The 24,084-nt window shown below is 61.5% G+C and carries 23 protein-coding genes; 18 read left to right on the top strand and 5 right to left on the bottom strand.

The features are described from left to right. The first annotated feature begins 52 nt into the window (after window positions 1-52). Window positions 53-2,248, top strand: coding sequence for a prolyl oligopeptidase family serine peptidase (locus B8746_RS04580; RefSeq protein WP_084392047.1), 2,196 nt, complete (start codon window positions 53-55; stop codon window positions 2,246-2,248). A gap of 123 nt (window positions 2,249-2,371) precedes the next feature. Beyond that, entirely contained in the window at window positions 2,372-3,256 is an 885-nt protein-coding gene (locus B8746_RS04575) for an SDR family NAD(P)-dependent oxidoreductase (protein ID WP_084392046.1), read from the top strand. A gap of 3 nt (window positions 3,257-3,259) precedes the next feature. Here the strand turns inward: B8746_RS04575 and B8746_RS04570 are convergent, their stop codons facing one another. Continuing rightward, a complete protein-coding gene (locus B8746_RS04570; protein WP_084393117.1) occupies window positions 3,260-3,544 on the bottom strand; it encodes a hypothetical protein in 285 nt (94 codons plus the stop codon). Between B8746_RS04570 and B8746_RS04565 the strand changes: the two genes are divergently transcribed. Beyond that, entirely contained in the window at window positions 3,543-4,532 is a 990-nt protein-coding gene (locus B8746_RS04565; protein ID WP_158084533.1) for a DMT family transporter, read from the top strand. The genes B8746_RS04570 and B8746_RS04565 overlap by 2 nt on opposite strands. A 68-nt stretch (window positions 4,533-4,600) precedes the next feature. On the opposite strand, the gene B8746_RS04560 is transcribed toward B8746_RS04565, so the two are convergent. Both B8746_RS04560 and B8746_RS04555 read right to left on the bottom strand, forming a co-directional pair. Continuing rightward, a complete protein-coding gene (locus B8746_RS04560) occupies window positions 4,601-5,278 on the bottom strand; it encodes a hypothetical protein (RefSeq protein ID WP_084392044.1) in 678 nt (225 codons plus the stop codon). Window positions 5,279-5,431: 153 nt separating this feature from the next. Then, window positions 5,432-5,617, bottom strand: a complete 186-nt coding sequence (locus tag B8746_RS04555; protein ID WP_095380848.1) for a DUF1674 domain-containing protein — start codon at window positions 5,615-5,617, stop codon at window positions 5,432-5,434. A 112-nt stretch (window positions 5,618-5,729) separates the two neighbouring features. Between B8746_RS04555 and htpX the strand changes: the two genes are divergently transcribed. The 15 genes from htpX to tilS all read left to right on the top strand — a co-directional run bounded on the left by htpX (window position 5,730) and on the right by tilS (window position 21,739). Further along, a complete protein-coding gene (gene htpX, locus B8746_RS04550; RefSeq protein WP_084392042.1) occupies window positions 5,730-6,635 on the top strand; it encodes a zinc metalloprotease HtpX in 906 nt (301 codons plus the stop codon). Further along, entirely contained in the window at window positions 6,632-7,912 is a 1,281-nt protein-coding gene (locus B8746_RS04545; RefSeq protein WP_084392041.1) for an RsmB/NOP family class I SAM-dependent RNA methyltransferase, read from the top strand. The genes htpX and B8746_RS04545 overlap by 4 nt, the downstream gene beginning before the upstream one ends. A gap of 115 nt (window positions 7,913-8,027) precedes the next feature. Then, window positions 8,028-8,522: an outer membrane lipoprotein gene (locus tag B8746_RS04540; protein WP_084392040.1), complete on the top strand. Its 495-nt coding sequence runs from the start codon at window positions 8,028-8,030 to the stop codon at window positions 8,520-8,522. An 88-nt stretch (window positions 8,523-8,610) separates the two neighbouring features. After that, a complete protein-coding gene (rpe, locus tag B8746_RS04535; protein ID WP_084392039.1) occupies window positions 8,611-9,267 on the top strand; it encodes a ribulose-phosphate 3-epimerase in 657 nt (218 codons plus the stop codon). 30 nt (window positions 9,268-9,297) lie between these two features. Continuing rightward, window positions 9,298-11,025, top strand: coding sequence for a heparinase II/III family protein (locus B8746_RS04530; RefSeq protein ID WP_084392038.1), 1,728 nt, complete (start codon window positions 9,298-9,300; stop codon window positions 11,023-11,025). Continuing rightward, the gene (locus B8746_RS04525; RefSeq protein WP_084392037.1) at window positions 11,022-12,917 is read left to right on the top strand and encodes a polysaccharide biosynthesis protein; all 1,896 of its coding nucleotides are present in this window, start codon (window positions 11,022-11,024) and stop codon (window positions 12,915-12,917) included. Before B8746_RS04530 ends, B8746_RS04525 begins: the two co-directional genes overlap by 4 nt. A 60-nt stretch (window positions 12,918-12,977) precedes the next feature. Then, window positions 12,978-14,564: a bifunctional phosphoribosylaminoimidazolecarboxamide formyltransferase/IMP cyclohydrolase gene (purH, locus tag B8746_RS04520; RefSeq protein WP_084392036.1), complete on the top strand. Its 1,587-nt coding sequence runs from the start codon at window positions 12,978-12,980 to the stop codon at window positions 14,562-14,564. A 147-nt stretch (window positions 14,565-14,711) separates the two neighbouring features. Beyond that, the gene (locus B8746_RS04515) at window positions 14,712-15,155 is read left to right on the top strand and encodes a YbgC/FadM family acyl-CoA thioesterase (protein ID WP_084392035.1); all 444 of its coding nucleotides are present in this window, start codon (window positions 14,712-14,714) and stop codon (window positions 15,153-15,155) included. A 183-nt stretch (window positions 15,156-15,338) separates the two neighbouring features. Beyond that, a complete protein-coding gene (tolQ, locus tag B8746_RS17500; RefSeq protein ID WP_084392034.1) occupies window positions 15,339-16,043 on the top strand; it encodes a protein TolQ in 705 nt (234 codons plus the stop codon). A 3-nt stretch (window positions 16,044-16,046) separates the two neighbouring features. Beyond that, window positions 16,047-16,493, top strand: a complete 447-nt coding sequence (locus B8746_RS04505) for an ExbD/TolR family protein (protein WP_084392033.1) — start codon at window positions 16,047-16,049, stop codon at window positions 16,491-16,493. A gap of 5 nt (window positions 16,494-16,498) precedes the next feature. Then, entirely contained in the window at window positions 16,499-17,395 is an 897-nt protein-coding gene (locus tag B8746_RS04500) for an energy transducer TonB (protein WP_084392032.1), read from the top strand. Window positions 17,396-17,419: 24 nt separating this feature from the next. Then, window positions 17,420-18,778, top strand: coding sequence for a Tol-Pal system beta propeller repeat protein TolB (tolB, locus tag B8746_RS04495; RefSeq protein ID WP_084392031.1), 1,359 nt, complete (start codon window positions 17,420-17,422; stop codon window positions 18,776-18,778). 136 nt (window positions 18,779-18,914) lie between these two features. Beyond that, window positions 18,915-19,466, top strand: coding sequence for a peptidoglycan-associated lipoprotein Pal (pal, locus tag B8746_RS04490; protein ID WP_084392030.1), 552 nt, complete (start codon window positions 18,915-18,917; stop codon window positions 19,464-19,466). Between the two features lie 102 nt (window positions 19,467-19,568). Then, window positions 19,569-20,537, top strand: coding sequence for a tol-pal system protein YbgF (ybgF, locus tag B8746_RS04485; RefSeq protein ID WP_084392029.1), 969 nt, complete (start codon window positions 19,569-19,571; stop codon window positions 20,535-20,537). Window positions 20,538-20,566: 29 nt separating this feature from the next. Further along, window positions 20,567-21,739, top strand: a complete 1,173-nt coding sequence (gene tilS, locus B8746_RS04480; protein WP_084392028.1) for a tRNA lysidine(34) synthetase TilS — start codon at window positions 20,567-20,569, stop codon at window positions 21,737-21,739. Here the strand turns inward: tilS and B8746_RS04475 are convergent. Next, entirely contained in the window at window positions 21,720-22,490 is a 771-nt protein-coding gene (locus tag B8746_RS04475) for a formyl transferase (RefSeq protein WP_084392027.1), read from the bottom strand. The genes tilS and B8746_RS04475 overlap by 20 nt on opposite strands. Window positions 22,491-22,594: 104 nt before the next feature. Continuing rightward, on the bottom strand, window positions 22,595-23,941 hold the full coding sequence (gene glmM / locus B8746_RS04470; protein WP_084392026.1) for a phosphoglucosamine mutase: 1,347 nt from the start codon (window positions 23,939-23,941) through the stop codon (window positions 22,595-22,597). Window positions 23,942-24,084 lie beyond the last annotated feature (143 nt).

The following is a 24,084-nucleotide window of genomic DNA, read 5'->3' as shown; positions in this document are numbered from 1 at the left end:
TTAAGTTGGCGACATGCAATAGCCAGACAGCCTACAGAACGGCGATGCCCTGATGCGTGTCGTCATTTGTGCCACAGTCGCCGCGAGCCTGCTCGCTGCATGCCAGACCGAACCTTCAGCCAATCTGACACCCGAGGAGAACCCACCAAACGTGACCGTAGACGCTTCAACAGATTTCGCCCTGCCGACAAGCGATAATGACCCTTATGTCTGGCTGGAAGAGGTCGAGGGTGAGAAAGCCCTGGACTGGGTCCGTGCGCAGAATGAGCGCACGCTGGGCGAGCTGCAGGCCGATCCGCTTTACGACCATTACTATACGGACGCGCTGGACGTGCTGACCTCAGATGAGCGGATCCCTTACGGGTCGATCCGCGATGGCATGGTCTACAATTTCTGGCAGGACGACACCAATGTGCGCGGCCTGTGGCGGCGTACCCCTCTGGAAAGCTATGCGACGGATAATCCCGAATGGGAGACCATCGTCGATTTTGACAAGCTGGCCGAGGAGGAAGGCAAGAACTGGGTCTATAAGGGCGCAAACTGCTTCCAGCCGGAAGGCGGCAAGTGGCTGTGCATGGTGTCGCTCTCGGATGGCGGTAAGGATGCCGTGATACAGCGCGAGTTCGATCTTGAAACAAAGACATTCGTGGAAGGCGGCTTTGTCACGCCTGAGGCCAAGCAGGGTATCGCCTGGGTCGATGAAAACACAGTGCTGATTGGCACCGACTGGGGCGAGGGGACGGTCACTCAATCCGGCTACCCCTTCATCGTGAAGCGCTGGACGCGTGGAACTCCACTGTCTGACGCTGTTGAAGTCGTCCGCGGCGAGGTGACGGATGTGGGCGTCTGGCCCGCCATCATTGAGAAGGAAGACGGAACGCGCCTCCAGATGGCGGTGGAATCCGACACATTTTTCACGTCCACTTATTGGTGGCTGCCGGACGGCGAGGATGAAAAAGTCCAGCTGCCAATCCCGCCAAAGTCCACGCCGCAAGGAGTCTATCAGGGCAAGCTTCTGGTGACCCTGGAGCAGGACTGGGCACCGGAAGGTCAGCCTGTCGCGTTCAAGTCAGGCGATCTTGTCGCTTTCGAACTCGACCCGTTTCTCGAAACGCGCGCTCTGCCGGCAGTAGAGCTGGTGTTCAGCCCGGATGAAAGTCAGGCAGTGAATGGTGTGGCGATCGCCAAGGGCGCGGCGCTTCTGTCGCTCCAGGAGAATGTTGTCGGGAAAGTCCTGACGCTTGAGCCGGGCTCTGGAGGCTGGACCACGAGCGAGATTGTGCTGCCTGGTACGGGCCAGTCCGGGATCGCGTTCGCGGACAAGGATGTTGATACGGTCTTCCTCAATTATGAGGGCTTCCTGACGCCAGACTCCCTGCTGCGTTACGACGTGTCATCTGGCGAAGTGTCGCCGCTCAAAAGCCTGCCGGCGAAGTTCGACACAGAGGGGCTCAAGGTCGAGCAGTTCTTTGCGACGTCGACCGACGGAACCAGGATCCCGTACTTCATCATTCACAAGGAAGACATGCCGCTCGATGGCACCACGCCAACGCTGCTCTATGGCTATGGCGGCTTTCAGGTGTCGATGAACCCGTCCTATTCGGCGGTTCGCGGTCGTCTCTGGCTGGAAGAGGGCGGAGCCTATGTCCTGGCGAATATTCGCGGCGGCGGCGAGTTCGGCCCGCAATGGCACCAGGCCGGCCTCAAGGGCAAACGCCAGATCATCTATGATGACTTTATCGCCGTCGGCGAGGATCTGATCGCGCGGGGTGTCACCTCGTCCGAGCATCTCGGCATCATGGGCGGCTCGAATGGCGGCCTGCTGATGGGAGCCATGATGGTGCAGCGGCCAGACCTCTGGAACGCAATCGTCATCCAGGTGCCGCTTCTCGACATGCTGCGCTATCACAAGCTGCTGGCGGGGGCGTCATGGGTCGATGAATATGGCGATCCGGACGTGCCGGAAGAGCGGGCTTTCCTTGAAAAGATCTCGCCGTACCAGAATTTCGATCCTGCAGCAGACTATCTGACGCCGCTTTTCCTGACCTCAACCAAGGACGACCGGGTGCACCCCGGACACGCGCGAAAAATGGCGCACCTTTTCGAGCTTGCTAATAAGCCGTTCTATTATTATGAAAATATCGACGGGGGTCATTCGGCTGCAGCTAACCAAAAAGAGACTGCGCGCAGATCTGCGCTCGAATACACCTACCTGAACCGCCGGCTGTTCCCCACCGCCGGACGGTAATGTCCCCAGTTTGACCCTCTCCCGACGGGGAGGGGGTCAAACAACCTCTCCTTCCCCGACGCGAGCCTTGACTTGGAGTGGATGCGAGCGCCCCTTCGATGAAAACAGATATCGGAGGAAACCATGGGCGATCTATCGGGAAAAGTGGCAATCATCACAGGCGCGGCGAGCGGTATCGGGCTGGCCGGTGTCGAGGTGTTCGCAGAGGCGGGCGCGAACATCGTCGCCGGTGACCTCCAGGACGAGAAAGGCAAGGCGCTCGAGGCGCGTTTCGGGCCTGACCGGGTCCGCTATGTGCATTGCGATGTGACGAAGACCGCCGACCTTGAAAAACTGTTCGAGACAGCCGAGGGCGCGTTTGGCGGGCTCGACATTCTCTGGAACAATGCCGGTCATGGCGGTACGCCGACCGGAGTCGAAGACCTTGATGAGGCGGGCTGGGACGCAACGATGAACCTGCTCCTGAAGTCAGTCTTCGTGGGCACCAAGCTCGCCATTCCTCACATGAAGAAGCGGGGCGGTGGGTCGATCGTGAATACGTCCTCCATCTCTGCCGTGTGTGCGGGCTATGCGCCGATCACTTATTCAGTCGCCAAGAAAGGCGTTGCGCATTTCTCAAAGCTCGCCGCGGCAGAGCTCTCGAAATACCAGATCCGTGTCAATGCGATCCTGCCAGGATTCATCGCAACCTCCATCTTTGGCGCTTCGCTCGGCCTGTCGCGCGAGCAGGCCGACCAGATGGCCGCGCTGGTCGAGCAGCAGGGCGGTCGGATGCAGCCGGCTGGCCGGACGGGGCAGGGCAAGGATATTGCTGAAATGGCGGCCTATCTATCTTCGGAAAAGGCGGCCTTCATCACAGGCGGAGAGTTCCTCGTCGATGGCGGCATGACGGTCGGTCCGCGCCACAGCTGGGACGAGACCGATGGCGGCCCGCTGCTGGACGCGCTTGGGATCAGCGTGGAACAGGCCGAACAGATGCGCCTCGCCATGCAGGCAGGCGGGCAATAGACGCTAGCTGTCTGTCCCGGTCCGCAGGCCCGGTATGCTTTCCACGGCGCTCAGCAGGCTTTCGAGGGTTTCGGCGTCGGCGACCTTGCGATCCTTCTCGTCGAACAGGGCGTAACCGGTCTCTGTCTTGCGGAGCGGGAATTTGCGCCAATGGGCGCGTGTGCGATACAGCCAGACTTCCTTCGGTTCTGCGCCGGAGGCTGACCAGCCTGTCCAGACATGATCAGCCGGGACAGAGCGCCACAACTTGTCTATGGCATCGAGGTCAGATTGGGAAAATGTCTGCATGAGTGATCAGATAAGCCAGAATGGTGCCAGTGGCGATGGAGAGGGCGAATCTAAGGCCCGGGGCCTGTCTGGCAATGCCCTTGGCGCGATGTTCATGGTTCTGTCGGGGATCGGCTTCACGGTCTACATCGTCCTGTCGAAGGAGCTGTCGAAGGAGGTCCACCCGGTCTTCCTTGCCTTCTGGCGCTCTTTCATTGCGTGTCTGATTTCCGTTCCAGTGATCCTGCGCGTCGGGCTCCACAAGATGAAGACGAAGCATCCTGGCCTGCTCCTGCTGCGGTCCCTGTTCGGCACGCTGGGCTTCACGCTGGCCATGGTGGCGGTGTCCGATTTCTTCACCATGTCCCTGTCGCAGTTCAATGCGATCAGCTTTTCGCGGCCGCTCTTTGTGACCGTGCTGGCGGCGGTTGTGCTGCGGGAAGTCGTCGGCCCGCATCGCTGGGGAGCTGCGGGTGTGGGTTTCATCGGCGTGCTGATCATGGTGCTGCCCGGCATCTTCGTGTTCTGGCAGCCTGGCGCTTTTGACGGTCTCAATCTCGACATGGGCACGCTGTGCGCCATCGCCAGCGCCTTCTTCCTCGCCTTTGCCATCGTGCTCGTGAAATCGCTGTCGGCGGAGCTCTCAGCGGTTGCGCTGCTGACCTATGCAAACATCCTCTCATCCATCCTTCTCCTGCCTTTCTGTTTCATCTTCTGGTCCGACGCGTCGCTCGAGACGTGGGGCTGGATCGTGTTCATGGCAGGTACCGGCTTTATCGCCCAGTTCTGCTATATTTCGGCGGTGAAGGTGGGGGATGCGTCCTTCATTTCGCCGATCGACTATCTGCGCCTGCCGATGGCGACAGTGGCGGACCTGATCATTATCGGCTTCCTGCCGGGCGCAAATGTCTGGATTGGTGCCGCCATCATCATCGTGTCTGCCGGTTATATCACGGTACGCGAGCGCAAGAAGGCGGTGCAGAGAGTGGCGCGGCCGCATGACGGGTGACCGGCCAAAAGAAAAAGGGCCGGCAAATTGCCGACCCTTACCCGTCCCTGGGTAAACTTGTCTGATGGCTAACGGCCTTTTCCGCCGCCGCCTTTCTTGCCGCCGTGATGGCCACCTCCACCGCAGACATTGCAGCCGCCCTTGCCTTTCTTGCCACCGCGGCCCTTGAAGCTGCCGCGGAAGGTGAGGGAGGCTGCCGCCGATGACATGGCGCTGGCCGAGGAGGAGGCACTTGCATAGGCAAAGCCGCCCCCGCCACCATAATAGCCGCCATCAACGCCGCTGCCGACGCCGCCATTGAAGGCGTTGATGTCGATGCGAAGCCCACGTTCCACCAGGAGTGGGGGACGCGGGGCTGGAGGTATATAGCGCGGCGGAGGCACCGGGCGGGTATCGCCGCAGCATTCACCGCCGGTCGTGTAGCGGTTGACGTAAGTGCGTGTCTTCGACTCGTCGATATAAGTGCGGGTCGTTGCGCCATAGGATGCCGACCGGACAGCAGGCGCTGAAGTGTAAGTGGTACGCGTCGAGCTGGTCGAGGCTTTCTGCGGGAGCGGCGGGCACGACCATGTGTCGGTCTGCGCGTCCACGAGATAGCAGCCTGGCTCCGGCGGGGTCAGCTGGTGTGCTTCCAGAGGGGCCGGGCCTTTGTTGACGGGACGGTTGGCGTATCCATCTGCGACAGCAGGGGCTGCAAACAGGGCAAGAGTTCCTGCGAGCGCGGCAAGTCTGTAGCGTTTTGGCATGCAATTCGCCTCCTGAGCGAAAAATTCGGTCGTGTCTGGAGAGGCTCACGCAATCCAGAGGCCAGACGTCAGTAAACGCCCAGACAGGATGGTCTGCAAACAGGTTAACCTGAGACGCGAAATTTCTTCGTGCGCCAGGAGAGTGCCGAGGCGTCAGAAATCGTAGGTGATACCCTTGCGTTCCCAGTCTCCGAAACGGGTGGGTTCGCGATGTTTCGGGCCGCCGGATTCCTTTTCCCGCTCGGCTTCCAGCGCCTTTTCGCGCTGCAGCTGTTCGGTGCGCCGGGCTTCGGCTTCGGCGAGGGCGCGCTGGGCTTCAGGGGAAAGCGGTCTGGTCATGATATTTCTGTCATTCAACACGTAGACGACTGACATCTACGTTAACAAATTCCATATATTCCATTGTAACAGATTAGAACCACCCAATTGCCAATCAAGGAGCTGCGTCCCCGTGGGCACTGCAAAGACATTTATCCTCCTGGCCGCAATGACGGCCCTGTTCATGGCTGTCGGCTATCTTGTCGGTGGCGCCGTGGGCATGGCGATCGCTTTCGGCATCGCGCTGGTGATGAACATCTTCTCCTACTGGAATGCCGACAAGATCGTGCTCAGGATGCAGGGTGCGCGGCACATCACTGAAGACGAGCCCTCGCCCGTCTTGCGTACCTTCGCGAATGATACACGTGCGCTGGCCGAGCATGCCGGCATGCCGGCTCCCAAGATCTATATTATCGACACGCCGCAGCCCAACGCCTTTGCGACGGGCCGCAACCCGCAGAATGCGGCTGTGGCGGCGACGACAGGCCTGCTCAACATGCTGACGCGCGAGGAAGTCTCCGGTGTGATGGCGCATGAACTGGCGCATGTAAAACACCGCGACACGCTAACCATGACAGTGACCGCCACGATTGCAGGTGCGATCGGCATGCTGGCCAATTTCGCGCTCTTTTTTGGCAATCGCGAGCGCGGCGGCATCATCACCTCAATCGCGATCATGATCTTCGCGCCGATGGCGGCCGCCCTCGTGCAAATGGCGATCAGCCGTTCGCGCGAATATGAAGCCGACCGCCTTGGCGCAGAGATCTGCGGCAATCCGCAATGGCTCGCCTCGGCGCTACAGAAGATCGACCGGGGCGCGCGGGCCGCTGTGAACCAGCGCGCCGAGGCCAATCCGGCCATGGCTCACATGTATATCATCAATCCGCTGAACGGGTTGAAGGGCGACAACCTCTTCTCGACCCACCCGTCCACGGCAAACCGGGTCGAGGCGCTCCGCAAACTGGCGGCTGAGATGAAGGCGCCGATGGATGACAGTGCAAACGTCGCGAACCAGCGCGCGGCTGGTCCCTGGGGATGAGCGGGGCAAGATCACGGCAGGCAGCGGCTGACCTTCTTATTGAGACGCTCGACAATCGCCGGACTCTCGACGAGGCGATGGCGACGTCGCAATTCTTTGAACGCCTGAGCGGTCCGGATCGCGGGTTTGCGCGGGCCATGGCCAGCGCTGCGCTTCGACAGCTGGGCCGCATCGACAAGGGGCTTGCGCCTTTCCTGACCCGCTCGCTCGATACGGCGACGCCGCCGGCGCGGGCGCTGCTCAGGGTCGGCGCGGCGCAGGCCTGGCTGATGGAAACCCCACCCCACGCCGTGGTCAGCGAGACGGTCGATGCGGCGAAGAGCTGGGCGCGGGCGAAGTCGGCCGCCGGGTTCCTGAATGCTGTCCTTCGCAAGGTCGTGTCGGATCGGTCGCATTTCGACAAGGCGCCGGTGATCTCTGTCTGGCCGGACTGGCTGACCGTTGCGATGATGACGAGCCTGGGGGTTGAGGCAGCGGGGCGCATCGCCGAGGCCCAGCTTGTCGAGCCGGAACTGCACCTCACCCCCAAATCTCCCGATGAGGCCGGAGCGCTCGCGGCAAGCCTTGAGGGGCAAGTGATCGGGCCGGGCAGCGTTTCGGTGCCAACCGGCAGGATTGCCGAGATGGAAGGCTTCGAAGGCGGCGGCTGGTGGGTGCAGGATGTCGCGGCCGCCTTGCCGGCTCGCCTGCTCGGCGCGCAACCGGGCGAAATGGTTTTCGATCTCTGCGCTGCGCCGGGTGGCAAGACCATGCAGCTGGCTGCAACCGGCGCTAAAATCGTGGCGCTGGACCGCTCGGCCTCGCGGCTTGAGCGGGTCTCGGAAAATCTTGCGCGGACGGGGCTGTCTGACAATGTCGAGATCGTGGCCGACAAGCTTGAAGACTGGACGCCGTCTCAACCGGCCGACCGTATCCTGCTGGATGCGCCCTGTTCGGCGCTCGGCACACTGCGGCGGCACCCGGAAGGGGCATGGATCAAGTCACCGGACGACATAGCGCGCTTTCCGGAGGTGCAGGCGCGCCTGCTCGAAGCGTCCGCGAGGATGCTGAAGCCAGGCGGAACGCTCATCTATTGCGTATGTACGCCTCTCAGCCGCGAGGGCGTGGAAGTGGTCGACCGAGTGGTTGCGGGCGGCCTTCTGGAACGCGCGCCGATAAGCGCTGACGAGGCGGGCGACTTCGCCAATGGCGTGACAGGGCACGGCGATGTCCTCACCTTGCCGAACGGTCAATATGGCCACGATTTCTTTTTCGTCTCGCGCCTAAGGCGAATTTAGACAGTCCTTGCCCTAGAATACCGGCAAATCGCCACAATATTGCCTGCGCGAATTCATATCGGGTTCAGCGAGAAGGCGGGATAATTGCCGCGTCCAATGTGCAAAGGAGCACCAGATGACAACTGAGAACAATACCGTTCAAACGCCGAGCAAGATGATGGCCGGCGCTTTCGCTGCCCTGACGCTCGCGCTTGCGGGTTGTGCCAGTGGCTATGGTGCCAACACGGTCAGCCCGAACGCGGTCGGCTATCAGACCGAAGTGCGGTCGGGTGTCGTAACCACTTATCGCGAAGTCCAGATCAAGCCGGAGCAATCCTGGCTGGGCGCGGCAACAGGTGCCGTCCTGGGCGGCCTCGCAGGCTCTGAGCTTGGCGGCGGCGACAAGGCCCAGACGGCTGGCGCCGTCGGTGGCGCTGTCCTCGGCGGCGTTGCAGGTAACGAAGCCGGCAAGGCCCTCAATACCCGCCGCGGCTATGCCTATACCGTCCGTTTCGACAATGGACAGGTTGCCGAAATCATTCAGGGTGGAGACATCTTCATCCAGCCCGGTACGCGCGTGAACGTCACCTATGGTGATCGGGTTCGTGTCGTCCCGCTCAGCGCCTACTGATTCAGAGCGCGCTGAGCGCTGCAGTAGAGTGATTTAGAGTGCCGCCGTCAGCCTTGTGCTGACGGCGGTTTCGGCTTAGGCGGTAGCCATGTCTGATGTCCTGATTTCTCCATCGATCCTGTCTGCCGATTTTGCGAAACTCGGCGAGGAAATTCGTGCCATTGATGCGGCCGGTGCCGACATGATCCATGTCGATGTGATGGATGGCCATTTCGTGCCAAATCTAACCTTCGGACCGCCGGTCATCGAAAAGCTGCGGCCGCACAGCGACAAGCCGTTCGACGTGCACCTGATGATTGCGCCGGTTGATCTCTATATCGACGCCTTTGCCAGGGCGGGCGCGAACATACTGACGGTGCACCCGGAAGCCGGTCCGCACATTCACCGCACGCTGCAGGCCATCCGGGCCGCGGGCATGAAACCCGGCGTGGCCATCAATCCCGGCACACCGGCGGATGTCGTCGACCCGATCATTGACGATATTGACGAGATTCTCGTCATGTCGGTGAACCCTGGGTTTGGCGGGCAGAGCTTTATTGAAAGCCAGCTCAGAAAGATCGAGATCTTCCGCAAGAAGATCGACGAGACAGGCCGTGACATCATCCTTGAAGTGGATGGCGGCCTCAACCCCGAAACGGCTCCGCGCGCGATTTCAGCCGGCGTAAACGCCATCGTGGCGGGTTCGGCAGTGTTCAAGGGCGGCCCAAGCCACTATGCTGCGAATATCGCGGCCCTTCGGGGCTGAGCACCCAGCAGGTCCAGCAACAGGCAAGCTATGAGCGTAGAGTTTGCAAAATCGGCCCCTGCCATGCGCCGCACACCTGAAGAAGACGCCGAACTGTGGGCGCGGCTGACGGGTCGTAGCGGCGAGGAATCAACGGCAAGTCCGATTCACCGCCTGAAGATTGCGGGAGCCGCGCCCGACGGATTCGGCGTGTATCCGCGGGCTATTGCGCCGGCTGACGATATGCGCGGCGAGAGCCTGATGCGCGATATCTGGCGGATCGGCATGGACAAGATCCAGATGGAAGCGGGACGTGCCCCATGGTCGGGACGCCTGCCTTCAAAGCATTTTGCCGATCGCCTGCACCGGTTTGACTGGCTACCCGATGTGTTCACGCAAGGCGATGCGGGCGCTGACCGCGCGCGCTTCCTCGTGGATGACTGGATCGAGAATTTCGGCCGGTTCAACGGATTCGCCTGGCGGGCTGGCTGCGCTGCGGACCGGATCTGGAACTGGATGATCTGCGGTCCGGCCCTGTTCGAAGTGGGCGACGAAGAGACTGTCCATCAGCGTCTCGACGTGCTCGGCCGGCAGATCCGGCATGTCGAATCCCTGCATGATGACTGTACAGAACCGGCTGCGCGGTGGCGGATCTCGATCGTGCTCGTGCTGAATGCGCTCTGCCTGAAGCGGGGCAAGGGGCTCAGCGAAGCGCTGACCCTGCTGGAGAATGAGTGTACCGCGCAGATCCTGCCCGATGGCGGGCATGTGACGCGGGCACCGGCGCGCGGATTGCGGTCGATGCTTGAGCTTTGCGTCCTGCGTGACGTGATCCAGCGGTCGGACCGGGCGGTGCCGCCCTTCATCCAGAGCTGGATCGAACGTCTCGGCGGGATGGTGGGGTTCTTCCGGGCGGGCGATGGTGCGCTTCCGCCCTTCAATGACGGGCATGAGAGCCTGCCGGAGGCGGTGGACGCTGCAATCGAGCAGCTGGGCACATCGCCGCGTCGGTTTACCGTGGCGCCGAAATCCGGCTTTCACAAGCTGGTCAAGGGCGAGACAAGCCTTTTGCTCGATGCCGGCGCCGCACCGGAGCAGCCCTTTGGCGACCGCGCCCATGCCGGCGCTCTCGGTTTCGAGCTGCATGACGGGGCCGCCAGGCTGGTCACCTCCTGTGCGTTCAGCCCGGAGATCGATATTGACTGGCAGGCTGCCGTGCGCCGCACGAGCGCGCATTCGACCCTGATCCTTGCGGGCGAGGACTCAGCGCCCTTCGTGCGCAATGACGAGACGGGGCTGACCTTCCCGGATGGGCCGGAGGGTATCTCGGCAAAGCGGCTGGAAGAGGCGGACGAGATCTGGCTCGATGCGCAGCATGGTGGCTACAAGAAACATTTCGGCCTGTTGCACAGACGGCGGCTTTTCATGTCCGGCAATGGGCGCAGGCTGGCCGGAGAGGACTCGCTCGCGCGCCCGGTGTCGGCAGGGCCTGCCGATGATTCGCGCACAATTGCCTATACGGTGCGGTTTCACCTGCATCCAACGGTAACCGTCATGATGGGCGACAATTCCATTCGACTTGAAACCGAAACAGGGGCAGTGTGGCGCTTCAAGACGAGCCACGAGGCGGCTCGGCTGGAAAAGAGTTTTTACCTCGGGCGTGGCGTGATTGAAAAAACCTCCCAGATTGTTCTCAGCGGCCGTGCACAGGCCGATAGCGACGGGTCCGGTCCGCCAAACTGTGTCCGCTGGGCATTCCTGAAGGACAGGCCTGCATGAGCCCGCGGGACGAAGCGCGCCGCGCCATGGCGATGACGCTCGGTTTCGATACCGGGGCAGCCGCCGTGGCGATGGCAATCGCAATATCATCCAGATGGCTTTCAACCGGCGGGGCACCGCCGGAGGCCTGGCAGGCCGGGGCCGTTGCAACCTTCACCTTCGCCCTGGTCGGGCTGGCATCATTCTATCTGCTGCGCGTGCACCGCCAGGTCTGGCGCCATGCCGGCTGGCCCGATGCTGTGAAGATCATGCAGGCTGTTGGTCTTGCGACGCTGATGTTCCTGCCAGTCATGTTCCTCTGGAACCGGCTGATCGGCTTTCCGCGCAGCGCCATTCTCATCGCGGACCTGATCTGGTTGGCCATTATCTTTCTCGGCCGGATGATTGCGCTCGGCCGGTCGACCCGCCGGCCTTTCCAGATCTTCTTTTCGAGAGTTCGCAACGACGCGCCGATGACGCTGCTCATCTGCAAGGCGATTGAGGCACCGTCTGTCCTGCGCGCGCTCAATCAGGACCAGGAAGGCGCCAAGGTTCGCGTGCTTGGCCTGCTCGAACCGGACGGTGCAGAATTTGGCCGGGCCATTCGCGGCGTTCCGGTGATGGGCGGGCTTGATGATCTCGGCAAGGTGCTTGACCTGCTGGCCGTGCGCTACGGCAAGACACCGCTCGTTGCGGTTTCGGGCTCTGCGCGTGAGCGCCAGTACATGACGCAGATCCTTGAAGAGGCGGCCAACCGCAAGACGGAAGTCATGTCGCTCGATGCGGGCGGCGATGGCGGGGCGATGCTGCCCGTGCGCCCTGCCGACCTTCTCAAGCGACGCGAGCGCATTCTGGATAATCGACCGGTTGCGGGCCTCATTGAGGGCTCCCGCGTTTTCGTGACGGGCGGCGGTGGCACGATCGGGTCTGAACTGGCACGCCAGTGCGCCGCAATGAATCCCGACCTTCTTACCCTGTTCGACTCGTCAGAATACAATCTCTACGAGGCGGACCTTGCCCTGCGCAGCGAGTTTCCGAACGTGCGGATCAAATCGGAGCTCGGCGATGTTCGCGACGAAATCCGCGTGCAGCGCGCCATCAAGGAAGCGGATCCGGATGTCATTATCCATGCAGCCGCTCTGAAACACGTGCCGCTGATGGAGCACAATGTCTGTGAAGCGATCCTCACCAATGTCGGCGGGGCGGTCAAAACAGCCCGCGCGGCCATTGAGTATGACGTCGAGAAGCTGGTTTTTGTCTCGACCGACAAGGCCGTGAACCCGGACAATGTGATGGGCGCAACCAAGCGGCTCGCCGAAATTGCCATGACGCGTCAGGCCCGCTCATCGAACCTGGCCGTTTCCATGGTGCGCTTCGGCAATGTGCTGGGCTCGTCCGGCTCTGTCGTGCCGCTGTTCGAACGGCAGATATCCAATGGCGGTCCGGTGACGCTGACCCATCCGGATGTCACTCGCTACTTCATGACGGTGGAAGAGGCCTCGGCGCTGGTGTTGCAATCGGCCACGCATAATGGCTCACCGGGCACCTCGTCTCTTTATGTGCTCGATATGGGCGAGCCGATCCGTATCAAGGCGCTCGCCGAAGCCATGATCCGCCTGAAAGGTCTCGTGCCGGGCCGCGATATCGAGATCAGGACAACGGGTCTGCGACCCGGCGAGAAGATGCACGAAATGCTGACCTACAATCACGAAGAGGTTCACTCGGTCGGGATCGAAGGCATCTACAAGGTGGCCCTGGAGCATCCCATTGCAAACGATTTCGACGAGCAACTGGACGAATTGCTCGACCATGCCCGTAACCGGCGCCGGGATGAGGCCATCAAGGCGCTGTCGCGCCTCGTGCCTGAATACAAGCCAAAACACCTCAGGGACCGAGACAGTCTGATCGGTTGACCTTGTTACAGTGCGTGCTACGGCAGCGCCTGAATAGCCCTTTCCGGAGACCGCCTGCCCATGTCCGAGCGTTTCAAGATTCGCCGCGCGCTTCTTTCTGTGTCTGACAAGGAGGGGCTGGAAAAACTGGCGCAACGTCTGGCCGCTCACGGAGTGGAACTGGTTTCCACGGGTGGGACAGCGAAGGCGATAAAGGCGGCCGGTCTCGACGTTCGCGATGTTTCAGACCTGACCGGCTATCCGGAAATGATGGACGGGCGGGTCAAGACGCTGCACCCGGCGGTGCATGGCGGACTGCTCTTCCGACGCGATCTCGATACCCACATCCAGGATGCCGAGACGCATGGCATCGTTCCAATCGATCTCGTCTACATCAACCTCTACCCGTTCGAGGCCACGGTTGCCGGCGGCGCGGATTTCGAGACTTGTATCGAGAACATCGACATTGGCGGCCCGGCCATGCTGCGCGCCGCAGCCAAGAATGGCGATTCAGTCGCGGTGTGTACCGACCGCGAGGACGTGCTGGCCGTGCTGGGTGAAATGGATTCGGGAAAGGGCCTGATCCCGCGCGCCCTTGGCCGCAAGCTGGCGGCAAAGACCTATGCGCGCACGGCGGCCTATGATGCGGCGATTTCCGGCTGGTATGCCGCGCAGCTCGAAGAGAATGCGCCGGACTGGATGGCGTTCGGCGGCGGTCTTTCACAAAGCCTTCGCTATGGCGAGAACCCTCACCAGTCAGCAGCCTTCTACAAGACCGGCGACAAGCGCCCCGGTGTCTCGAATGCGCGCCAGGTGCAGGGCAAGGAGCTGTCCTACAATAATATCAATGACACCGACGCGGCCTACGAGCTGATTGGCGAACTGGGTGATGAGACGCCCGCCGTGGCGATCATCAAGCATGCCAATCCGTGCGGCGTGGCGCTGGGCGAGACGGCAATCGAGGCCTACCGGCAGGCGCTGGCCTGCGATTCCACTTCGGCCTTTGGCGGGATCGTTGCCCTCAACCGTATGCTGGACGCGGAAACGGCTGAAGAGATCACCAAGGTCTTCACCGAAGTCGTGATCGCGCCGGGCGCCGACAATGGCGCGCTGTCTGTATTCGAAAAGAAGAAGAACCTTCGCCTCCTGCTTACCAATGGCATTCCTGACCCTTCCGCGCGTGGAAAGGTCGTGAAGTCTGTGGCGGGCGGGCTTCTGGTGCAGGACCGCGATTTCGGCCGGATCGACATCGAAGACCTTCGCGTGGTGACGGACAAGGCGCCGAGCGAGCAGGAACTGAAGGACCTGATCTTCGCCTGGCGGGTTGCAAAGCATGTGAAGTCAAACACGATCGTCTATGCCAAGGACCTGGCGACAGTGGGCATCGGGGCAGGCCAGATGAGCCGCATTGATTCAGCGCGCATCGCCGCTCGCAAGGCAGAAGACGCCGCGGAAGTCGCAGGCTGGCCCGAACCGAAGACCAAAGGTTGCGTCGCCGCGTCCGATGCCTTCTTCCCCTTCCCCGATGGTCTGCTCCAGGCGGCATCGGCAGGGGCGACCGCGGTCATCCAGCCGGGTGGGTCGATCCGTGATGAGGAAGTGATCAAGGCGGCGAATGAGGCGGGCATCGCCATGGTGCTGACCGGCATGAGGCATTTCCGGCACTAGCTAGGCGGCGATTGTGGCTTCATCCTTCGACAGGCTCAGGATGAGGTTGCGCTTGAGGAAAAGGTTGGCATGGCCATCCCATAGCCCTCATCTTGAGCCTGTCGAAGGACGAGGGCCATCTGGCGGTATGCAAAGGGAAGCAGGCGGATGACAGGGACTTCCGGCAGGATCGACGAACGGAACCAGCACTGGCTGCAGGTTCGTGTCTATTATGAAGACACCGATTTTACCGGCATGGTCTATCACGCGAATTATCTGCGCTTCTTCGAGCGGGGGCGATCCGATTTCCTTCGCGATGCCGGGGTGTCTCACCAGTCCTTGTTGCAGCGTCCCGACCCGGCCGCCTTCACGCTGACCAATGTGAATGTCGATTTTCGCAAGGCGGCGAAGGTCGATGACCTGCTCGAGATCCGGTCGCGCTATATTGGTGTGCAGGGGGCGAGGATCATCTTCCAGCAGACGGCGTTCCGGGGCGACGAAGTCGTTGCCGAGGCCGATATCACCGCGGTGATGATCCACTCAGATGGCCGCCCGCGCCGGCCCGTGCCCGAAATGGTCGAGCATCTGAAGTCCTTCATATTTGCGGCCTGAAACCCGTTCATTCACTGACAAATCGTTAACCAGTTCGCTCCAATGCTGCGCCTGCTGCCATGAATGGCTGCGACGTCAAGTTTCCGCCCGATTCTCATTGGATATGGGAGGAGTTTGCCAATTCTGGCTCCGTCCGGCTGCGCGGGATGTGCAGTGTCAGATGCACAATTAACGAGGATATTCATGGAAAGCGAAGCTCTCTCCCAGGCGCCTACGGAAGGCGGCTTCTCCCTACTCGGCCTGCTTCTCGAAGCGGACATCGTGGTGAAACTGGTGCTGATCATACTGTTTATTGCCAGCCTCTGGTCCTGGTCGGTCATCATCGAGAAGCTGTTCACGGTCGGCAGTGCCCGCAAGAAGGCCAAGGCCTTTGAGGACGCTTTCTGGACGGGCCGTGCCGATGATCTCGACGCACGACCCGGCTCGGGCAACAGTGATCCGGCGTCGCGGCTCTTCGCGTCGATCTCGCGTGAGTGGAATGATGCGCGCCGCATGCCGCCGGGCGATGACGCGAATTTGCTGATTGGCCGCGCGGAGCGGTCTCTCCGCGCTGGCGTTGACCGCGAAGTTGGCCGGGTGAGCAAAGGGCTCGGCGTGCTTGCGACAATCGGTTCGTCTTCGCCCTTTATCGGCCTGTTCGGCACGGTCTGGGGCATCATGAATGCCTTTATCAACATTTCCGAAAAGCAGGACACGTCGCTGACCAACGTGGCCGGCCCGATTGCCGAAGCGCTGTTTGCAACCGGCCTCGGCCTGATCGCGGCGATCCCGGCAGTCATCTTCTATAACAAGTTCACGGGTGACCTGAACCAGTTTGCCGACAGGCTCGACACGTTCAGCCAGGACCTTCTTGTCCGCCTGTCGCGCCGCACGACCGAGAGGAGCTAGACCATGGCAGGTGGTTGGGCAGCTGGACCCTCAGGCGGAAAGCGCGGACGCCGCGGCCTCGCCGCTGAAATCAACGTCACGCCGTTCGTCGACGTCATGCTGGTGCTGCTGATCGTGTTCATGATCACCGCGCCGCTGCTGACGACTGGGGTGGAAGTGTCGCTGCCGAAGGCGTCGGCAGAAAACCTGGCCGCGCCGAAGTCGCAGCCCCTTTCGGTCACGCTGAATTCCAGCGGCGAGATGTTCATCCAGGATACGAAAGTAAGCCCCGAAGACCTGGTCTCGACGCTCTATGCCATCGCTGGCGAAGGTTATGAGGAGCGCATCTACCTGCGCGCCGATGACGGCGTGAACTATGGCGCGGTGATGGAAGTCATGACCCGCATGCAGCGCGCCGGCTATCGCAACATCGCGCTCGTCACCGACCCGAAAGCGCAAGGACAACAGTAACCCCCATGATTCGCGGCATTCCTGCCTCTCTCCTGCTTCATGCCGCCGTTATCGGCGCGGGCTATATCGTATGGCCCTATGTCGGGGCAGACGTGCTCGAGGAAGAGTTCGTGATCGTGCCGGTCGATCTCGTTGACCTTGGCGAGATCACCAATGTCGCGCCTGTCCGTGAACAGCCCGAGGAAACCGAGCCGGAAGAAGAGCCGGAGCCCGAACCCGTCGAAGAGGAAGAGCCTGAAGATCCGGTAGAAGAAGAACCGGATGAGCGGGACCTGCCTGAAGATGATATCGCGACGGCGGCAGAGCAGTCTGCGCCGGAAGAAGCTGAAGACGATATCGTGCCGGACCTCGATAAAGAGCCGGAAGAAGAACCTGAGCCTGAGCCAGAGCAGCCCAAGCCGCAGCAGCCTAAACCACCCAATCCGACGCCGAAGCGCAATCCGCTCGATGACTTCCTGAATGATGCGGATTCGACCTTCGAGAGCGAGCGCGAGACCAAGCGCCGCACCGATCCGCCCAAGCAGGAACAGACGAAAATCCCTGACGTCAAGCCGAACCAGGAAGCCCGCAAGGGCGCTGGCGAACGCACGGCCAATACGGTTCGGATCGAGCAATTGCTCTACAACCAGATCTATCCGTGCTGGGACGGCGTGGCCGACCAGCCGGAGCCGAAGCGGTTAAACGTTCAGATGCGCGCTGAACTCGATGCAGAGGGCAATCTGATCGATATCGAACTTGTGCGCCCGTCGCGCGCGCCTATTGGTGACCGGTCCATGTCGCTTGCAATCGAGCGTGCCCTACGCGCAGTTCGCAAATGCCAACCTTACCGGTTGCCGCGCGACGATTACGAACTCTGGAAGACTGCAAACATCAATCTCGGACCTGCCTTTACAGGCGACTAAAACCAACGAGGCGAGGAGCCCCATATGCTTAAACGATCCATCGCTGCCCTTCTGACCGGACTTGCCGTCCTGCTGCCTGCCGCCCAGGCCCAGGTGACAGTCAATATTGCCGAAGGTGTGCTGAAGCCGACCCCGATTGCCATCCCGACCTTCGAGGCGACGGGTGACAATGTGCAGCTGGCGACCGACATCACCGCGGTTGTGCAGAATGATCTGCTATCGACGGGCCTGTTCACGATCACCCCGCAAAGCGCACATATCCAGCGCGATCTTTCGATCAATGCGCAGCCGCGCTTTGCGGACTGGAAGATCATCCAGACGGATGCCCTGGTTGTCGGCGAAGTCGATACGGTGACGGTCGAGGGGGTCGAATTCATCCGCGCCTCCGTCCGTCTCTGGGACGTCTATGGCGAGGAAGTCATGCGCCTTGAGGGACAGGCCGGCCGACGCTTCACGGCAAAGCCTGAAGACTGGCGCCGCATCGCGCACAAGATTGCAGATTCCATTTATTCGCGCCTGACCGGTGAAGATCCGTATTTCGACTCACGCATCGTCTACATCGCCGAGACCGGCCCGAAGGATGCACGCACCAAGCGCCTCGCCATCATGGATTCTGACGGTGCCAATGTGAAATATCTGACGTCCGGCACCTTCACCGTGCTGACGCCGCGATTCTCGCCGTCGAACCAGCAGATCACCTATATGTCGTATGAGAATAACCGTCCGCGCGTCTATCTCTTCGACATCCAGAACGGTCGCCAGGAAGTTCTCGGCAATTTCCAGAACATGACTTTTGCGCCGCGTTTCTCGCGTGATGGCCAGTCGGTCCTGCTGACGCAGGCCAATAGCGGCAATTCCGACATCTTCATCCGCGATCTCGTAACCCAGAGCACGCGCAGGCTGACAGATCACCCGGCGATCGATACCTCGCCATCCATGTCGCCAGATGGCCGCCAGATTGTGTTCAACTCCGACCGCGGTGGCAGCCCGCAGCTCTACATAATGAACACGGATGGTTCGCCGCTCACCTGTCCGTCGGGCGGCCGCGACACCGCCTGCCGGATCACATTCGGGTCGGGCCGCTATTCGACACCGGTTTGGAGCCCACGCGGTGACCTGATTGCCTTCACCAAGCAGGCCGCCGGAAAATTCCATATCGGCGTGATCGGCATCGACGGAGAGGGCGAGCGTTTGCTGACCGAATCCTATCTCGATGAAGGTCCGGAATGGTCGCCGAATGGCCGTGTGATCACCTTCTTCCGCGAGACGTCACCGGGGGCAGGACCAAAGCTCTGGTCGGTTGACCTTACAGGCCGCAATCTTCGCCAGATTCCAACGCCGACCGACGCTTCGGACCCGGCCTGGTCTCCTCTTTTGAACTGAAGACTTGCTGTTTGAAGTATAGTGTTCAAAATGCCACAGCGTGCTGATCAAGAATCAGGTCGGTATATTAGCCACGAAGTTGACAAATTCGCTGTCTATAGGCGCACGCTGAAACGACCATAGCAAGGAGTAACCAATGCGTCGTACTGTAATGTCTACCGCTTCCATCGCCCTTCTTCTCGGCGCTGCAGCATGTGCTTCCAAACCGAAGCCAGCCCCGGTGCAGGAAACTGCTCCTGTTGCTGAAACCACAGAACCAGCAAATACCCGCACTGTGGTCGAAGAACCAACCCGCGTCATCGACGCCGGCCCAGCTGCTGGTTCGATCGAAGACTTCACCGTCAATGTTGGTGACCGCGTCTATTTCGATCTCGACCAGTATCGCCTCGACTCCGACGATCAGGATATCCTGCAGCGTCAGGCAGCCTGGCTGCAGTCCTATCCGTCGGTTCGCATTCTCGTCGCTGGTAACTGCGATGAGCGTGGCACCCGCGAGTATAACCTCGCCCTCGGCGAGCGCCGCGCAAGCATCGTGAAGGACTATCTCGTCAGCCTCGGCGTTGATCCGGCCCGTATCGAAACCGTTTCTTACGGCAAGGAGCGCCCGCTGGCGACTGCATCCAATGAGGCGGCCTGGGCTCTCAACCGCAACGGCTTCACCCAGATCCTGTCCGGCGCAACCAGCTAAGGCGGTGTGCCAACTGTAATGATTGAGCCGGGTGCCATAATTTGGCCCCGGCTTTTTCATATGCGAAAACGCTGAACACCCGATTCGCGTGGAGTCTTCTATATGAACCGTCTGGTTATCGCCTGTAGCCTGCTTGCCATGTCGTTCGTCAGCGTTCCTGTTGCCAGCGCACAAGCTGCCCCGATTGTGCGGGGTGCGACGAGTGGCAACCTTGCCGACGCCGTCGCCGATGTGCGTCAGCAAAACGCGCAGCTGAAGCTGAGCGTGACCCGCCTTCAGGATGAGAATGCCCAGCTCAACGGCAAGATCGAAACTCTTGAATTCCTTCTGTCGCAGTCTCGTGACGAGATGAACCGCATGCAGAATGACGACGCGCAGATCGCAGAGGAGCTTGAAAGCCTGCGCAGTGCCAATGCGAGTCTGAATAGCCGCCTGCAGGATCTTGAGGGTGACATACAGGCCATTCTCAGCCGGGGACTCACCGATGAAGGCAGCGAGGCCGTGATCGCGGCGCGCACGGCGCCTCCGGAAGATGCCGATGAGCGGGCGCAGGTTGCCAGTGCTGCAACGCAGGCGGGAACCCAGCGCCGGATTGTGACGCGTACAACAGACACGGGGACTTCAGGTGCCAATCCGTCCGTGCAGGGTTCGCTCGGTACGCTGACAGCCAGCGACCTTCCAGGCGAGGCCGGCCCGCTGTTTGCGATGGCGAAATCGAGGCTCCTGAAATTCCAGTATGAAGAGGCCGAGCAAGCCTTCCGTGCGTTTCTTGAGCGCTTCGGCGACGATCCGCAGGCGGGCGAAGCCCAGTACTGGCTGGCGGAAACGCTGTTCCAGCAGGAAGCCTTCGCCGAATCCGGCCAAGCCTACACCCAGATGATCCGCGAATATCCCGATGATGCCCGCGCGCCTGACGCGCTGGTCAAGCTCGCGCGGTCCATGCGTCTCGTCGGTGACACGGACAAGGCATGCAACGCGCTTGCCATCCTGCCTGAGCAATATCCAAATGCGTCGGGCGTGACGCGGAACCTGGCGGCGCTTGAAAGCACGCGGTCGGGTTGCGATTCCTAGGCCAGCATACGCATCAACTGATTGATCGCATGGCGGCGGGGCGAGAGGGGCCCGTCGCCATCGCCGTTTCTGGCGGCAGTGATTCTCTGGCGCTGCTCCTGACGGCGCATGACTGGGCCAAGGTGAGCGGGCGAGACCTTCTGGTTCTGACCGTTGATCATGGGCTTCGCCCGGAAGCAGTGGATGAAGCGAAGGGCGTTGCAGCCCGTTCCGAGGCGCTCGGCCATGCAAGCCGCATTCTGACATGGAGAGATGGCGCACCCAGCCAGGTGCAGGCAAGGAAGGCCCGGCATGGCCTGCTTGCGCGTGCAGCGCGTGATGCCGGCGCTGAGCTCCTCCTGCTTGGCCATACGCGCACCGATGTGGAAGAGACGATGCTCATGCGGCTTGCTCGCCCGACTCGTCTGCCAGCCTCGGTTGGACCGCAGCCGGTGTCAGTGTCGCCGGTCTGGCCGGAAGGGCGCGGCCTGCTGATTGGTCGGCCCCTGATTGGCGTGAAGCGGGCGATGATCATGTCCTCGCTCGCGCAAGCTGGTGAGGCCTGGGTGAGTGACCCCAGCAATGAGTCTGACGCCTACGAGCGGGTCCGGATCCGCAAACTCTCTGAACGGCTCGATCCGGCGCGGCTGCACAAGGTGACATCAGCTGGAATGATACTCAGGGCGGTTGAGGACGTGCGGCTTGCTGGGCTTGTCGAGCAGTGCGCCCGCGTCGATGCAGATGGTCTGATGTCGGTTGATCTCACAGCCTGCGAGGCAGCGCCGCCCGTTATGCGGCGCTTTCTGACGCTGCTGCTGCTGGCAGCATCGGGCGACAGCAGGTCCGCCGCTGCGCCGGCTGTGCAGGCGCTCGCAGAAGACATTGCAGCTGTTGGTCCCGCGAGCCGTTTGACGCTTGGCGGGGGGTGGGTTCAGAGACGCGGTGGCACGCTGCTCATCGGGCGTGATCCGGGTGAGGCCCGCCTTGAATGGCGTGGCGGCATCTGGGATGGCCGGTATCAGCGCGGTGCTCGCCTTGCGCGCGGTGACGCGCTTCCATTCCTGGTGCGTCACGGCGTGCCGGATAAGCCATGGCAGGAAATCGTCTCCGAGCGACTTGCCTTATGGGTCGACGCTCTGAGGCTCGGCGCCGACATCGCGGCCGAGCTTGCCAGTCATTCGCCCGGCAGCCCGCTCTCGATGGCTACCACACACCCCGCCTGAGGCCGGCCCAGACGTATCCGCCCAGCGTCGGCGCGAACCATTGCTTCGAAGGAAGGTCCACCATTGAGGGGCTGAGCTGGCCGCTCAGGGCGTCCTCCATGGCACGAATGACGATGCCGCGGCTGCCGGCGGCCATGCGCCAGAGATAGGTGTGAAAATTGTCGCCCGGTTCCACCTGCACCTTTGACTGGTAGAGAATGTCGCCGGTGTCGACGCCGCTATCGATGAGGTGGACGGTCGCGCCGAAATGCTCCGGTTCACCATTGGCGAGCGCGAAATAGCCGCCGAACATGCCGCGATAGGCCGGATTGATGCCGGAATGGTAGTTGATGAAAGGCGCGTCGACGCTGGTCAGCGTCTGCGCTGAGATCATGCGGGTCGATACCACGAAGACGGCACGCGGGCCGGCGGCTTTCAGGGCGCGGCGGCAGGCGTCCGAGTTTACGGACGGCACATGGGTGATGTTCGTTCCCGGGCGCGGCTCGGGTTCAAGCTTGTGGCGCTCGATCATCTCACTGATGATGCGGTCCGTGCCGCGCCTCGTCAGCTTGATGGGCAGGCGGGCGGCCTGCATGCTGGCAACCCTGAGTGGCCCGAGCATGCGCCGGCGGCGTTTCCAGAAGAGGGCTTCCGGTTCGCCCTGCTCAACGATGACTGGAAAATCACCGAAGCGGTCGCGCAGGGCATTGATCATGATCCAGCTGTGCGGCCCGCCGGAGGTCAGGGCAATAATGTCAGAGTGTTCGGCCATGAAGGTCCCCAGAATCTGCTGGGACCTTCGTTGCAAACCGCGTGCTAGATGAATCGGAGCCGGAAAATTCGCCTGAAATTTTAGGGCTTGTTGTGTGCTGAGCCTCAGCTGACCTTGCGGACCGCGTCGGCGATCTCGTTCACCGCGTTTTCCATATCGTCGGCGTTCTCAGCCTCGGCCATGACGCGGATGAGCGGCTCTGTGCCGGATTTGCGGATCACGAGACGGCCGGACGAGCCGAGGCGTTTCTCTACCGCCGCAATCGTATCCTTTACCGAAGCCTCGTCCAGCGGCGCGCCAGAGGAGTAGCGGACATTCACCAGCTTTTGCGGGATCGGCTCGAAGACACGGGCGACCTCAGACAGCGGCTTGCCGCTTTCGACGAGCACAGCCAGGACCTGTAGCGCCGCGATCAGTCCATCGCCTGTCGTGGCATAGTCGGAGAGAACGATGTGGCCGGACTGTTCGCCGCCGAGATTGAACCCGCCTTCGCGCATTCTCTCGACGACATAGCGGTCACCGACCTTGGTGCGCTCCAGTGTGAGGCCCAGCGAGCCGAGATATTTCTCGAGGCCCAGATTGGACATGACCGTGGTCACGACGCCTTTCTTGGAAAGCTGCTTTGCCGCCTGCCAATGGGTTGCGACGAGGCCGATGAGCTGGTCGCCATCGATCTCATTGCCTTTCTCATCAACAAGGATGCAGCGGTCGGCGTCGCCATCCAGCGCAATGCCAATATCGGCGCGGTATTTGAGCACCGCTTCGCGCAGGGCCAGCGTGTCGGTGCTGCCGACCTCGCGGTTGATGTTGAAGCCGTCCGGATTGACGCCGATCGGGAAGACTTCTGCACCAAGCTCATAGAGCGCAGCCGGGGCGACCTTGTAGGCCGCGCCATTTGCGCAATCGATGCAGACGCGCAGGCCTGACAAGCGCATCCCGCGCGGGAAGGTGGCCTTGACGATCTCCACATAGCGGGCCTGCGCATCGTCAACCCGGCGGGCACGGCCGAGGGCCTCCGGCGCGGCGAGCTTGTCGTCCAGCGCGCGGTCCATGCGGCTCTCGATTTCCAGTTCGATGTCGTCGGAGAGCTTGAAGCCGTCCGGACCGAAGAGTTTGAGGCCATTATCCTCAAAGGAATTGTGGCTGGCGGAGATCATCACGCCAAGATCGGCGCGAAGGGAGCGCGTCATCATGGCGACGCCGGGAGTCGGAAGCGGCCCGAACAGGGTGACGTCCATGCCGACCGAGGTGAAGCCTGCCACGAGGGCCGGTTCGATCATATAGCCGGACAGGCGTGTGTCCTTTCCGATTACGACGGAGTGTCGGCGCGAGCCGCCACGGCGGAAATACTTGCCCGCCGCCATGCCGAGACGCATTGCGATTTCCGGAGTCATCGGGGGTGTGTTGGCCGTCCCGCGAATGCCGTCGGTACCAAAGTATTTTCGCGACATCCAAGCTCTCCTGTGTCGTCCGGGACGTTTGCAGCTGGCATGCCACATCTGCCAATCGGCTGCCAAGACCAGATACGGGCAATCAGGCGTCAGAATGGCAGGGGGATCAAAATATCAAATTAATGCCGGGGGCCTGTCACAAT

The organism is Henriciella pelagia, from assembly GCF_002088945.1.
In the GTDB taxonomy this organism is placed as follows: Bacteria; Pseudomonadota; Alphaproteobacteria; order Caulobacterales; family Hyphomonadaceae; genus Henriciella; species Henriciella pelagia.
This window is presented reverse-complemented; position numbering and strand designations above follow the sequence as displayed.

What these genes read in the sequence shown, in the direction of transcription:
- ybgF (WP_084392029.1), top strand. Translation starts at nt 19,569, where the DNA reads ATGAACCGTCTGGTTATCGCCTGTAGCCTGCTTGCCATGTCGTTCGTC.
- glmM (WP_084392026.1), bottom strand. Translation starts at nt 23,941, where the DNA reads ATGTCGCGAAAATACTTTGGTACCGACGGCATTCGCGGGACGGCCAAC.
- B8746_RS04540 (WP_084392040.1), top strand. Translation starts at nt 8,028, where the DNA reads ATGACAACTGAGAACAATACCGTTCAAACGCCGAGCAAGATGATGGCC.
- tolQ (WP_084392034.1), top strand. Translation starts at nt 15,339, where the DNA reads ATGGAAAGCGAAGCTCTCTCCCAGGCGCCTACGGAAGGCGGCTTCTCC.
- B8746_RS04570 (WP_084393117.1), bottom strand. Translation starts at nt 3,544, where the DNA reads ATGCAGACATTTTCCCAATCTGACCTCGATGCCATAGACAAGTTGTGG.
- B8746_RS04530 (WP_084392038.1), top strand. Translation starts at nt 9,298, where the DNA reads ATGAGCGTAGAGTTTGCAAAATCGGCCCCTGCCATGCGCCGCACACCT.
- tilS (WP_084392028.1), top strand. Translation starts at nt 20,567, where the DNA reads ATGGCGGCGGGGCGAGAGGGGCCCGTCGCCATCGCCGTTTCTGGCGGC.
- B8746_RS04505 (WP_084392033.1), top strand. Translation starts at nt 16,047, where the DNA reads ATGGCAGGTGGTTGGGCAGCTGGACCCTCAGGCGGAAAGCGCGGACGC.
- purH (WP_084392036.1), top strand. Translation starts at nt 12,978, where the DNA reads ATGTCCGAGCGTTTCAAGATTCGCCGCGCGCTTCTTTCTGTGTCTGAC.
- rpe (WP_084392039.1), top strand. Translation starts at nt 8,611, where the DNA reads ATGTCTGATGTCCTGATTTCTCCATCGATCCTGTCTGCCGATTTTGCG.
- B8746_RS04560 (WP_084392044.1), bottom strand. Translation starts at nt 5,278, where the DNA reads ATGCCAAAACGCTACAGACTTGCCGCGCTCGCAGGAACTCTTGCCCTG.
- B8746_RS04515 (WP_084392035.1), top strand. Translation starts at nt 14,712, where the DNA reads ATGACAGGGACTTCCGGCAGGATCGACGAACGGAACCAGCACTGGCTG.
- B8746_RS04575 (WP_084392046.1), top strand. Translation starts at nt 2,372, where the DNA reads ATGGGCGATCTATCGGGAAAAGTGGCAATCATCACAGGCGCGGCGAGC.
- B8746_RS04545 (WP_084392041.1), top strand. Translation starts at nt 6,632, where the DNA reads ATGAGCGGGGCAAGATCACGGCAGGCAGCGGCTGACCTTCTTATTGAG.
- B8746_RS04475 (WP_084392027.1), bottom strand. Translation starts at nt 22,490, where the DNA reads ATGGCCGAACACTCTGACATTATTGCCCTGACCTCCGGCGGGCCGCAC.
- B8746_RS04555 (WP_095380848.1), bottom strand. Translation starts at nt 5,617, where the DNA reads ATGACCAGACCGCTTTCCCCTGAAGCCCAGCGCGCCCTCGCCGAAGCC.
- tolB (WP_084392031.1), top strand. Translation starts at nt 17,420, where the DNA reads ATGCTTAAACGATCCATCGCTGCCCTTCTGACCGGACTTGCCGTCCTG.
- B8746_RS04525 (WP_084392037.1), top strand. Translation starts at nt 11,022, where the DNA reads ATGAGCCCGCGGGACGAAGCGCGCCGCGCCATGGCGATGACGCTCGGT.
- pal (WP_084392030.1), top strand. Translation starts at nt 18,915, where the DNA reads ATGCGTCGTACTGTAATGTCTACCGCTTCCATCGCCCTTCTTCTCGGC.
- B8746_RS04580 (WP_084392047.1), top strand. Translation starts at nt 53, where the DNA reads ATGCGTGTCGTCATTTGTGCCACAGTCGCCGCGAGCCTGCTCGCTGCA.
- B8746_RS04500 (WP_084392032.1), top strand. Translation starts at nt 16,499, where the DNA reads ATGATTCGCGGCATTCCTGCCTCTCTCCTGCTTCATGCCGCCGTTATC.
- B8746_RS04565 (WP_158084533.1), top strand. Translation starts at nt 3,543, where the DNA reads ATGAGTGATCAGATAAGCCAGAATGGTGCCAGTGGCGATGGAGAGGGC.